Source organism: Tenacibaculum xiamenense, from assembly GCF_964513065.1.
GTDB classification, from domain to species: Bacteria; Bacteroidota; Bacteroidia; order Flavobacteriales; family Flavobacteriaceae; genus Polaribacter; species Polaribacter xiamenense.
Window position 1 is genome coordinate 318,151 of sequence record NZ_CAZEQU010000042.1, and the last position, 12,722, is coordinate 330,872.

The 12,722-nt window shown below is 32.5% G+C and carries 11 protein-coding genes; 7 read left to right on the forward strand and 4 right to left on the reverse strand.

The window, feature by feature from the left end; translation table 11 throughout:
* Positions 1-222 precede the first annotated feature (222 nt).
* Entirely contained in the window at positions 223-990 is a 768-nt protein-coding gene (locus ACKTTV_RS20975) for a hypothetical protein (RefSeq protein ID WP_408032842.1), read from the reverse strand.
* Between the two features lie 40 nt (positions 991-1,030).
* Positions 1,031-2,098, reverse strand: a complete 1,068-nt coding sequence (locus tag ACKTTV_RS20980) for a hypothetical protein (RefSeq protein ID WP_408032843.1) — start codon at positions 2,096-2,098, stop codon at positions 1,031-1,033.
* Positions 2,099-2,269: 171 nt separating this feature from the next.
* Between ACKTTV_RS20980 and ACKTTV_RS20985 the strand changes: the two genes are divergently transcribed.
* The 7 genes from ACKTTV_RS20985 to ACKTTV_RS21015 all read left to right on the forward strand — a co-directional run bounded on the left by ACKTTV_RS20985 (position 2,270) and on the right by ACKTTV_RS21015 (position 10,756).
* Positions 2,270-2,794: an RNA polymerase sigma factor gene (locus ACKTTV_RS20985; RefSeq protein ID WP_408032844.1), complete on the forward strand. Its 525-nt coding sequence runs from the start codon at positions 2,270-2,272 to the stop codon at positions 2,792-2,794.
* A gap of 58 nt (positions 2,795-2,852) precedes the next feature.
* Positions 2,853-3,758: a FecR family protein gene (locus tag ACKTTV_RS20990; RefSeq protein ID WP_408032845.1), complete on the forward strand. Its 906-nt coding sequence runs from the start codon at positions 2,853-2,855 to the stop codon at positions 3,756-3,758.
* Positions 3,745-6,354: a TonB-dependent receptor gene (locus tag ACKTTV_RS20995; RefSeq protein ID WP_408032846.1), complete on the forward strand. Its 2,610-nt coding sequence runs from the start codon at positions 3,745-3,747 to the stop codon at positions 6,352-6,354. The genes ACKTTV_RS20990 and ACKTTV_RS20995 overlap by 14 nt, the downstream gene beginning before the upstream one ends.
* A 162-nt stretch (positions 6,355-6,516) precedes the next feature.
* Complete coding sequence (locus ACKTTV_RS21000) at positions 6,517-7,191, forward strand: ArsR/SmtB family transcription factor (protein ID WP_408032847.1); 675 nt, start codon at positions 6,517-6,519, stop codon at positions 7,189-7,191.
* 90 nt (positions 7,192-7,281) lie between these two features.
* Positions 7,282-8,397, forward strand: a complete 1,116-nt coding sequence (locus ACKTTV_RS21005) for an MBL fold metallo-hydrolase (RefSeq protein WP_408032848.1) — start codon at positions 7,282-7,284, stop codon at positions 8,395-8,397.
* A gap of 19 nt (positions 8,398-8,416) precedes the next feature.
* A complete protein-coding gene (locus ACKTTV_RS21010) occupies positions 8,417-9,619 on the forward strand; it encodes an MFS transporter (RefSeq protein ID WP_408032849.1) in 1,203 nt (400 codons plus the stop codon).
* 3 nt (positions 9,620-9,622) lie between these two features.
* On the forward strand, positions 9,623-10,756 hold the full coding sequence (locus ACKTTV_RS21015; protein WP_408032850.1) for a cysteine desulfurase family protein: 1,134 nt from the start codon (positions 9,623-9,625) through the stop codon (positions 10,754-10,756).
* 37 nt (positions 10,757-10,793) lie between these two features.
* Here the strand turns inward: ACKTTV_RS21015 and ACKTTV_RS21020 are convergent, their stop codons facing one another.
* Entirely contained in the window at positions 10,794-12,098 is a 1,305-nt protein-coding gene (locus ACKTTV_RS21020) for a sensor histidine kinase (RefSeq protein ID WP_408032851.1), read from the reverse strand.
* A 125-nt stretch (positions 12,099-12,223) separates the two neighbouring features.
* Positions 12,224-12,697, reverse strand: coding sequence for a hypothetical protein (locus ACKTTV_RS21025; RefSeq protein WP_408032852.1), 474 nt, complete (start codon positions 12,695-12,697; stop codon positions 12,224-12,226).
* Positions 12,698-12,722: the final 25 nt, after the last annotated feature.

Sequence of the window (12,722 nt, forward strand, 5' to 3'; positions counted from 1 at the left end):
GTCATTTCTAAGGAGTAATAATGACTGAAAAATCTTAAGTATAGTCTGAATCAACAAGAGATTTCTTCCCTTAGTTAAAATGACTGTGTTAACTTGAAAAACTTTGTTTTTATTAAAGTATACAAATAAAAAAACCAGTTAAACTCAATTTAACTGGTTTTTAACTATGACATCCAATCAAGGGGAAACAGTTTTAACTGTCCTTCAAAGTCCGGGGAACTTTTATTCATCAAGTAAGTCGATGGCTTTTTTAATAGCTTCTACAATAGCATCTGCTAATTGGTTGTTTCCATCTGCATCAGAAGGACTAATTTCAATAGTTCCATCATTGTTTCCATCAGTAGCAGTAGTTAAGTCAACTCCAGTAGTAAGGTTAAATACTTGATTTAAATCAAAATCGATTACAATGTTTTCTTCAACTTGAGAAACTTGAATATCTAATTCAGGGTTTTCAAAGTCAATTTCAACTTCTTCTTCAAAGTTATGCCAGAAGATAAAAGGAGTTCCTTGAATATTTCCTTTAATTAAAATTGATTTCTCAAATAACAAACTGTTCTCATTTGTACTTGGAGCAAATTTGAACTCTAACTCTTCAAATTGACCAGTAGGTAATTGAACATCTAAGAAAGTAACTTGGTTTTCTAATAAGTTAATTTCAAAAGGACCATTTAATTCAACTTCATCATCAAATCCTAATACTCCATCGTCATCCCACTGATCATCGTTAGTAGCTGAATCTTCATTATCTTCAACATCTAACTCTAATTCAAACTCTTTTACGTTCAATAAGAATTTAGTAATTTCAAAATCAGTTTGATCAGTAGCAGCAGTTCTTCCTGCAGTTTGATTAAACGTACTTTTTGCGCTTACACTTAAATTTCCTTTATCAGTAGGAACATCCTCATTTTTGGAGCAGCTGATTCCAACAAAAGCCATTGCAGTTAATAAACAAGCTGTTTTTAAGTTTTGGTAAGACATTGTAATTTTCATGTTTTAAAAATTTTAAATATTCGTATTAATTATTTTGGGGTTATATATTCTTGGCAAAAATTAATTGATCATCGCCATTTCTTAAGTCTATCTCATATTCATCCGACTCACGTGTTATTTCATGAAGTTTCCAATTTTCATTGAAGTCGGGTAGGTCGTTTATTGTTATATTAAGCGTAATATCGTTTCCAGTTCCCGATAGTTCCCAAGTTCCATATAAATGATCGTTGTTTAAGAACACCTTTATGGTACCATCTTCCTTGAACCAGAATATGTAGTTTTGATATTGCTCGTGTAAATCATCTCCGTTTCTCTCAAACTTATAAACCTTTAACTCTTGGAAATCTCTAAAGAACTTTTTTACATCCTCTTGAGTACATTCGTCGCAATCGTCGTCGTTATAATCATTATCGTCATCCTCATCACAATCGTACGTAGCAGCTTCAATTAACTCTTCTAAGTCATCTATATTATTAGCATAAACATACTCACCATTAGCTTTTTTCAGTTTTACAGGAAAATCAAGAGTCACAACAATATTCTCATCAATATCCTTGATAAACTTGTGTAGCATTTCATCATTGGTAATAGACGTCGTTCCAATTTGTTCATTGGATGTATTGAACAATGAAGCTTCAATAGGATACACAAAATCAATACACTCAATATCTGAATCTACCTCATTCTCTCCGCTACAATCCTGTTTGAAATTTTCAAGTTCTTCGGTATTATTTACTTCAATAACAGTATAATCACTCAGAATAATTTTAATTGGAAAAGCTATGGTTATTGTATCATTATCATCAGTAAACTCGTCAAAAATATCTTCTATATCTTGGTAGTCAGTGTCATCTGATATTACGAGTTCAGTTCCATTGGCAACTACTGTAATAGGTAGTTTAATGGTAATACAATTAGCTTGATCGATGATATTATCTTTAGATCCATCTTTCAAGGTTGTTCTCTCCATTAGAACTGCTGCTTTAGAAAAAGGAGTAATAGCATTCGCAATTGGTGGATCAATAATAATAGTTTCTTCGCTTCTGCAAGAAGAGAACAAAATAATTCCTGCAAATAGAATAGTGATGGTATTTTTTAATAATCTCATGATCTTAACGTTTTAGTTTTACTTTATGTTTAACAAGCTATAAATGTTATGTACTTGTCATCCGACTTCATAATAGAAACAACTTACTTCAAAAATGTCCCGAACTTTTTTTTAATTTTTTTTATTTCCTAACTTTGTTAACTGATTAAGCCCCCTAAAGCCCTAGAAAAATTGGCGAAAAGTTTATATAAAGATATTTGCGATACCTTAAGGTTTTCTAAGTTTTATGAAAGCTATGCGCAAAGTTTAAGTGATATTTTATCGTATAAATATGGATCACTATTGAATCCTACAGATAAAGTTCAAGATGCATTTATCAAATTATGGGAAAACTGTGCTAAGGTAACTCCCGATTCTGCTAAATCATATGTATATACCATTGCGAATAATTTAATGTTAAATGAGGTAAAGCATCAGAAGGTGACTCTGAATTATACCAAAATCGGACAGAAGGACTACACAAATGAATCACCCGAGTTCTTAATGCGGAAAGAGCAATTTTTACAACAGTATAAAAATGTGTTGGAAGGATTAAAGCCAGAGCAAAGAGAGGCCTTTTTGTTAAGCAAAGTTGAAGGAAAAACACATAAAGAAATAGCAGAACTTTTAGGGGTAACAAAAAAGGTTGTTGAACATCGTATCTACGGTGCTTTTAACGTCTTAAAAGATAAACTTGAAGATTTTAAATTAAAATAATCATAAAATTTACGGGATTTTAAGTTCCTTAGTTGTTTTATAAGTAGAACGTCAAACAATGGAAAAAGAGTATTTAATAAAAAAGTGGTTGAATAACGACCTTAACCCGCAGGAGCAGAAAGCTTTTGATGAGCTTGAAGAGAGTGCTTTTTACAAAGAAATATTAGCAGAGGGGAAAAGATTTAAAAATCAGAACTCAACTAACGTTATTCCATTTGAGGAGCTAAATAAACAACTTAAACCGAAATCAACTCAAAAGAAAAATTGGGTATACACATTATCCAAAGTAGCTGCTGTGGTGGCTATTTGTTTTGGAGTATATTTTTTCATGTTCCAAAATAATAAGGTTGAATACAATACTGAGTTAGCTCAGCATCAAGATATAGTTTTACCTGATGACTCCGAGGTAGTACTTAATGAAAAATCTACCCTTATTTTTAATAAGAAATCATGGAAAAATGAAAAGAAGTTACATTTAAAGGGAGAGGCATTTTTTAAGGTAACGAAAGGGCAACGTTTTGATGTTATAACAGACCAGGGAATAGTAACAGTATTAGGAACCGAGTTTGACGTGGTTTCACGTAATAATATTTTTAATGTTATTTGTTATGAAGGTTTAGTAAGTGTTACATATCAAAACAAAGAGGTAAAACTACCTCCTGGACATGCTTTCAAGGTAATTGATGGCAAAACAGATGAGTATTCTATAGCATTATCTGAACCTCAATGGTTGCATGATATGAGTGTATTTAAGGATGCTCCATTATCGGAAGTTTTAAAAACTTTAGAGAAAGAATATGATATAAAAATTAAGGCAGTTGGTGTAAATACTAATATATTATTTACTGGAGCTTTTGAGCATGGAAATATAGAAAACTCGTTGAAAGCAATTACGGAAACACTCCATTTGACTTATGAAATTGAAGCGAAGGGATTGGTAGTTATTAAAAATGCTAAAGATTAGTCAAATTAACTTAAAATATACTTTAAAAGAAACACCAAAGTCTAGCACAAAGCTTACTTACAATCGGCTAGAAGTTTTAGAACCCGAAATTTCGGAAGCTCTAAAACTTCTTTTTGCATTGCTATTAATACTTATTTCTTTTGGAACAAGTAGCGCTCAACAAAATAAAGCTACTTTACCTTTAGTTGAAGTAATGGAAAAGATAAAGAAAGTACATGGTGTTCAGTTCAATTATGGGAGTAATTCTTTGAAAGAGGTGAAGGTATATCCACCAAGAGAGGGAAGCTCGTTGTTAGAAAAGCTACAAAGTTTACAGAACCAAACTTCTTTCAGGTTTTCAAGTATAGGAACAAAGATTATTTCTGTAATAAAAACAGTTAAAATTTGCGGATTTGTATGGGATAAATATATGGATGCTCCACTTGAAGGAGCAACTATTCAAGCTGAATATGGATATACGGTGAGTAATGAAAAAGGATACTTTGAATTGAACAATGTTGCTTTTAATGAAGAGGTTGAGGTGAGATTTTTTGGGTTTAAGCCAAGTAAGGTTAAAGGAAATTTTTTCGCAACAAAACGTTGTAAACCTCTTTATTTAGAAGAGGAAGTAGAAGTAGTTACACCTGTTGTTATTAAAGGTTATTTGGTTAATGGAATTGATAAAAGTAGTGATGGGAGTTTGGTTATAGATTTTTCTCGATTTGCTGCACTTCCTGGACTAATTGAAACGGATGTGTTGCAAACCATTCAAGCATTGCCTGGAATTCAAAGTACAGACGAAACAGTTTCAAATATTAATATTAGAGGAGGATCACATGACCAAAATTTGATTCTTTGGGATGGAATTAAAATGTATCAATCGGGGCATTTTTTTGGGTTAATATCTGGTTTTAATCCACAGATTACGAAAAAAGTTTCTGTAATGACAAATGGAACGGACGCATCCTTTACTGATGGGGTGTCGGGTACTATTCAAATGATGACCGACAGAAAAATTCAAAGAGAATTTAAAGGTAATATTGGAATTAACTTCATTAGTGCAGATGCTTTTCTAGATGTACCTCTTGGAGAGAAATCGTCAATTCAGTTGGCAGGAAGAAAGTCGATTAACGATTGGTTGAGAACACCTACCTATGATCGTTATTTTGAAAGAGTAACACAACTAACAGAAATTGCAAGAAACGAAGAGAATGTAATTAATTCAAATCAGGATTTCGATTTTTATGATGCCTCAGCTAGATGGCTTTATAATATATCAGATAAGGATAAATTAAGGGTAAACTTTCTTTTGATTCATAATGATTTATCTTTTAACGAAACTGCGGATGTTTCTGGGACTCTGGCTACAAAAGAAAGCGTTCTTAATCAGAATAGCTTGGCAGCAGGAATTAGTTATTCTAGACAGTGGAATGATGACCTTTTAACGGAGTTGAGTATTTATGAAACTGATTATAAGTTAAAAGCGATAAATGCGAATGTAAGAAACCAACAGCGATTTCTGCAGGAAAATATAGTTTCTGAAACAGGTACTAAACTGAATAATTACTATCGTTTAAATGACTGGAATTTGAATACGGGATATCAATTTATAGAAACTAAAATCACAAATTTAAATGATATTGATGACCCTAGATTTGTTCGATTGAAATCTTTAGTTGTTCGAGAACATGCGTTGTTTTTTCAAGGTGATTATCGAAACGAAACAACAGGTTTTTCTATAAAACCAGGGGTGCGTTTAAACTATATAGAAAAGTTTAAGAAAACTTTGATAGAGCCTAGATTGAGTATTAGGCAACGGTTTAATGAGCATTTTCAAGTGGAGTTACTCGGAGAATTTAAACATCAAAATACCACCAAAATCGTAAACTTTCAAAACGATTTTTTAGGTGTTGAAAAGAGAAGATGGCAACTTGCAGATGATGATGTCGTTCCTATTATAAAAAGCAAACAAATTTCATTAGGAGGAGCATACAATAATAGAGGTTGGTTAGTAGATTTGGAAGGGTATTATAAAGATGTTCAGGGGATCACTACGCAAAGTCAGGATTTTACCACCAAATATGAGTTTGAAAAAGCGACAGGAAGCTATCATATCGTAGGATTCGACTTTCTGGTACGTAAGCATTTTAAAAATCTGGATACCTGGTTGAGTTATTCATTTATGAAAAATAATTATCAATTCGGTTCATTACCTGAATTTGAGTTTGCCAGTAATTTTGATAGCACTCATGCTTTGACTTTTGGTACAGCATATACGAAGAATGATTTAAAACTTTCATTTGGTTTTAATTATAGAACAGGAAAACCAACCTCAGAACCACTTGAAGGGAATGACGTGGTAAATAATGTTGTTAATTATGATGATGCCAATACTATTAGGGTGTCCGATTATATGAGAGCTGATGCCTCCGCTACGTATAATGTGAGAATATCGAGTAATTTTAGAACAGAAATTGGAGCTTCTGTTTGGAATTTGTTAGATAGGAAGAACAAAATTTCCAATTACTACCAAATAGATTCTCAAGGAATTCCTAATAAGTTTTCGAAGTTTTCATTAGGTACTACACTCAATCTAATGGTTAGAATGCACTTTTAACTTACTTTATATCCCTTTTTTGCTCAAATAGATGTTAGCCTAGTTTTTTAAAAAAAAACAGGTTTAAAGTACTTGTATTTAGGAGGTTATTTTAAAATAAATAGCATTTTGTTTGGGATTAAGTTCAATTATTCAATATATTTGTTGAATAATTGAATTTGTATGGAGTCAAAAGATTTTAAAAACACAGTTTATCAAGAACTGGCAAATGTGGCAAAAGCACTTGCAAATCCTTTTAGGTTAAGGGTTCTTAATTTGCTAGCTCAAGATGATTATTCGGTAGAACAAATAGCGAATAATATTCATATTTCTATAGCTAATGCTTCACAACACCTACAAGTATTAAAAAAGGTGAAGCTTGTTAAGACAAAAAAGAATGGACATTTCATTATTTACTCGTTGGCAAACAATGATGTGTTTACTTTATGGAATACACTTCAAAAATTCGGTTTGGAAAATAGCTTAGAAATACAATCTACTTTAAAAATGTTTCAGCAAGAAAATTTTGAAAGTGTTGAGTTTATTACAGCAGATGAAATTACAAGGAATAATAGCTTTTCTGATTTATGTTTTTTAGATGTACGTCCTGAAAAAGAGTTTAAAAAAGAGGCTATAGCAAATGCCATATGTATACCGATTGATGATTTAGAAGATAAGTTGTCTAGATTACCAAAAGACAAACAAATTGTAGTCTATTGTAGAGGTCCTTTTTGTGTGTTTGCAGATAAAGCTGTTCAACACCTTCAAGCAAAAGGATATGATGCAATTCGCTTAAAAGAGGAGGTTTTAAGTTGGAAAGAAAAAGGGCTTCCCGTATCAAAATTTCAAGAGAATTAAGAATCCAAAATACTTTTAAACATTACAAACTTAACCTACAAATGATATAACTACTGGCTATTACACTTTAGAACTTTAAAATATTAATAAATGAAATTCAAAAGTAAAAACACAATAACTGTACAAGAGCTAAGAACATTACTTGAAAGCAAAAGTCCGGTTAAAATTTTAGACGTTAGACCAGAGGAGGAAAGAAGTGAATGGAAGATTATAGAAAGTACTTTTGTAAATGTTTATGAAGCGCTTAAAAAAGGTAAAAGAGAGCTTTTTAAAAATATTGAGTTTTCTGAAAATGTACCAGTCGTTACTTTATGCTCTGCGGGAAAAACAAGTATGATTGCTATGGAACAACTTCGTGAAGAAGGTATAGAAGCTTATTCATTGGAAGGAGGGATGCAGGCTTGGACTACTGCCTATAATATGGCTCAAACGACAGACAAAGAAGGGACAACTATTTTGCAAATTCGAAGAACCGGAAAAGGTTGCTTGTCTTATATCGTTGAAAACAATGGAGAAGCCATAGTTATTGACCCTTCATTAAGTATTGATGTATACCAGTCCATAGCTGATAAAAAAAAATGGAAAATAAAATATGTTTTAGATACGCATATTCATGCTGATCATTTTTCAAGAGCCATGGAATTGTCAGTTAAAACCAAAGCAAAACTACTTTTACCTGAACAGAAATTGGTAAAGTATACCTACAATGCCATTACGGATGGAATGGTTGTAAACTTCGGAAAAGCAGCGTTGAAAGCAATTCATTGTCCAGGACATACGCAAGAAAGCTTTTGCTATTTAATTGGAAACGAATCACTATTAACTGGAGATACGTTGTTTACGAAAGGGGTTGGAAGACCAGACCTAAAAGCATCAAAAGAAAAAGCGAAAATTAAGGCAAGTCTATTGTTTGAGTCGATTCAAAAAATTCTTCAGCTAAGCGCCGATACGATGATTTATCCAGGTCATGTTAGTGAACCCATTGCATTTGATGAAGTATTAATAGGCGATACTTTGAAAAACATTAAAGAGTCGGTTGACTTGTTGAACTATTCAAAAGAAGGCTTTATAACAAGCTTACTCCGAAATATACCTGAAACACCGCCAAATTATGAATCTATAGTTGAGTTGAATAAAGAGGGAAGAGCCAAAGAAGATGAATTGATTGAGTTGGAAGCCGGGGCGAATCGATGTGCCGTTTCTTAATATAAATTATATAGAAGATATGAGAGAAAAAACGGTTGTTTTAGGGTTAAAAGAAAACTGGAAGCAGTTTTTATTATTACTTATAGTAAATGCCTTTGTGGGAGGTATGGTAGGATTGGAAAGAACAATTTTACCAGAATTAGCAGAAAAACACTTCTTAATTACAGCTACTTCCGTTGTACTATCCTTTATTATCGTTTTTGGTATTGTAAAAGCAATTACCAATTACTTTACAGGAGTTTTAGCTAATAGAATAGGAAGGAAGAAGTTGCTAGTTATTGGTTGGTTAGTGGCGGTGCCAATTCCATTTATCCTTATGTATGCAGAGAATTGGAATTGGATTATTTTCGCTAATGTTTTACTTGGGATTAATCAAGGATTAGCATGGTCGAGTACCGTAGTGATGAAAATAGATTTAGTTGGAGAGAAAAATCGAGGTTTAGCAATGGGGCTTAATGAGTCTTTTGGATACCTCTCAATAGCAATAGTAGCTTATACAACTGGATGGATTGCCGCAAACTATGGGTTAAGACCTTATCCGTTTTATCAAGGAGTTGGTTTTGTAGTTTTAGGAATATTAATAAGTGTATTTTTTATAAAAGACACTGCAAAATATGTTGCTGTTGAAACAAAAACAACCAAGGTTAAAGAACATCAAAATGTTTTTTGGAATGCTACTTGGAAGGATAGAAACTTAGGATCTATTTCTCAAGCGGGATTCGTCAATAATTTAAATGACGGAATGATCTGGGGAATTTTACCCGTGATTTTGTCCAATAGAGGTTTTAACTTGAAGGATATCGCTTTAATTGTGGCTATTTACCCAGCCATTTGGGGAGTGGGGCAATTGATAACAGGGAAGTTATCTGATCATTATAACAAAAAAAATATGCTGTTTGTAGGAATGGCACTTCAAGGAATATCCTTAATTGCTATGTTTTGGGCGGTTCATAAGCTTTCGTTTATTGTATTATCTTCAATACTAGGGGGTGGAACTGCCATTGTGTATCCAACATTTCTTTCGGCAATTGCAGATCACACCAATCCGAATCAACGGGCAGAAAGTATCGGTGTTTTTAGGTTGTGGAGAGATTTAGGGTATTCGTTTGGAGCTATAATAACGATAGCAATTGCCCAATTTTTAGAGGTAGACTTTACCATTTTGTGTATTGGAGCTTTAACAATGTTTTCTGCTCTTATTATTAAGTTAAGAATGACGTAAATTATGAAAACACCATTTATCTATTTAGATTATAACGCATCTACTCCAATTGACCCTAGAGTTACGGACGAGATGCTACCTTATTTAACTCGTATCTATGGAAATCCATCAAGTATACATAATCAGGGGTTAAAAGCAAAAGAGGCTGTTCAAAAGGCACGTCAACAAGTAGCGAATTTGATAGGAGCCAATCCTGATGAAATAATATTTACCAGTGGAGGTACAGAAGCCAATAATCATGCGATTATTGGAACCGCAATGGCCAATAAAGTAAAAGGAAATCATATCATAACTTCGGCAATAGAACACCCAGCGGTTACAGAAGTTTGTAAATATTTAGAAAGCCAAGGTTTTTCAATTTCTTATGTTGATGTTGATCATGAAGGGATTATTAAGGTAGAAGAGTTAAAAAAGACCATTACCAATGAAACCATTTTAATATCGATTATGCATGCCAATAATGAAATAGGAAGTATTCAACCTATTGAAGAAATAGGAAAGTTGGCAAGAGAAAAAGGTATTGTTTTTCATACAGACGCATCCCAATCGGTAGGGAAAATCGAAACAAAAGTAGATCAGTTACAAGTTGATTTGCTAACAATTGCGGGGCATAAAATCTATGCTCCAAAAGGAGTGGGAGCACTTTATATAAGAAGAGGAACGAAGTTAAACAACCTGATGTTTGGAGCTGGCCATGAAAGAGGAGTACGTCCAGGTACTGAAAATGTAGCCCAAGTTGTAGCTTTAGGTAAAGCAACTGAAATTTCCGAGGAAGAATTTGTTAAGAACACCGAGCACATGAAAGACATACGAGACTACTTACTGAAAAAGTTACAAAGTTTAAAGGTCGATCTAGTCGTTAATGGGAATCTTTTCAAATGTTTACCAAACACCTTAAACGCTAGTTTTAAGAATGTAGATGCAAACAATTTAATTTATGAATTAAGAAATAATGTGGCGCTATCAGCTGGATCTGCATGTCATTCAGGTGAGGTTAAACTATCAAATGTGGTAAAGGCAGTATTAACTAATTTTGAACATGCAAAAGGTACTATAAGGTTTTCTGTGGGAAAAAGTACCTCAAAGAAAGAAATAGATGAGGCTGCGCTGCTTATTGCAAATATTCTTGAGGATTAAACTAGGTGCACTTCGTAATAGAGTTCTTGAAAAGCACTCAATTTGATGTTGAACTAATATGTTTTAAAGGAATATTTAAAATAATAGAGGTTCCTTTTCCATGTTCGGTGTTTATGGAAATTGTACCTTTTACTTTCTTTATTCTGGAGTGAATATTTTTTAAGCCAATACCAGACTTTTGTTTGGTTTTGGAAAAGCCTATTCCATTGTCATGTATTTCAACTGAAATTACATTTTGTATATTTTTCAGATTGATTATAACCTCGGTTGCTTTAGCATGTTTGAGAATGTTTTGAATGGATTCTTGAATAACCCGATAAAGATTTAATTTAATAACATCATTGACCGTCCTCCAATCCATGTTTTCAAAGTTCAACTTATAATCAAACTTTCCAATTTGGCTTTTTTCTTCCATTAAGTCTCTAACTAAAGATTCAAAGTTAATGTCAGCACCGGTGAGATTAGCGCTTAATTTATGAGAAACATTACGTATCTCTTTTTCTATTTCTTGAAGTTCGAATAAGAATTTTTCATACTTCTCTTTTTCTGTAGTTGATATATCTAGGAAACCTAGCCCCATTCTTGTACCAAATAATTTTCCTAAAACTCCATCATGTAATTCTTCAGAAATACGTTGTCTTTCCTTAGCTCTTTCTTGTTCCTGTTTTAATAATAAACTTTCTTCTAAATGGTTAATGGTTTGTTCGGCTTTTAATAAATCCTTTTTGGTATATGTTTTCTTCCTAAGGGTATATTTTATTAAATAAAAAATGAAAGCGGTAGAAATTAATGAACAGAGAATTAAAAGTCCAACATAGTTTTGTTTAGAAAAATCTTTTTGAGTTAGAAAGGTGTGATGAATCAACCAAAAAATGCAGACAATAACACCTGTAAAAGATAAAAATTGTTGTTTAAAGGGATTTTTTCTTTTTACATCATCGATTAATGATTTTACACTAAAAAACAAACCTAAAGTTACAATTCCAGTAACATAAAGCCAGAAATGAAAGCTATTTCGCCCTCGAAATGTATGTTCCTTGGTCAATTGTTTTTTTTTATCGATTATCTTAATTAATTCTTCTTTGTAATGAAGAAATCCTTTTTTCGTTTCGTCTATATATTTCGCTTTGGATAAGTTTCCTTTATCGAACTCATCTAACATATCAACTTGGAATTTATCCCTTTCTTTAACTTTATTTTTGTATTTTAAAACTATTCTTCTTTGTTCTTTAGATGTGTTTTCAAAAAAAATATGAAACAATGAAAGTGTAATCATTAAAAAGGCAAAAATACCATAGCTGATGCTCTTTACCATTTTCCAAGCAGTAGCTTTATTTCCCATACTAATTAGTTTTCCAATTCTAAAAGTAGAGGTTTGAGAATCAATCAAAGAATGGTTTGTAAAAAGTGCAAAAAAAAACCTTCAAGTAGCACTTGAAGGTTTTTTTAATATGTTTTCTATAATTCTTAGAACTGGTAACGGAAAGCCAATCCAAAATCGGCTTCGAAACCATCATAGGTATCGCTAAATCCGAACTCAGGTCTAAAATCTAACGAAATTAATAATGGGATATCGAAATTGTATTCAATTCCGATAACACCAGCACCAAAAATAAATGTGTCAGAATTATTAGTGGCTTTCGTTTTCCAATTTCCTAATCCACCACCAGCACCAACGTACCAATTAAAACGATCTTCAAGTTGCCAAACCCATTGGTATAAACCAGCAACTTTAAAAGCGCTATATGAACTGTTTCCTCTAATACCAAGATTAGCTTCTAAACGATTGTTGTCGCTTAATCTTCTCTGATAAGATAATTCTCCTCCAAATCCGTTGTTCTCTCCAAAACGAACACCAATAGCATTTTTAGAGATGTCTTGAGCGTTTGCAGCGAATACCGATAACGTTACAAAACCGATGAACAATAACAGTTTTTTCATATTCAAAAATATTTAATAGTTTAAG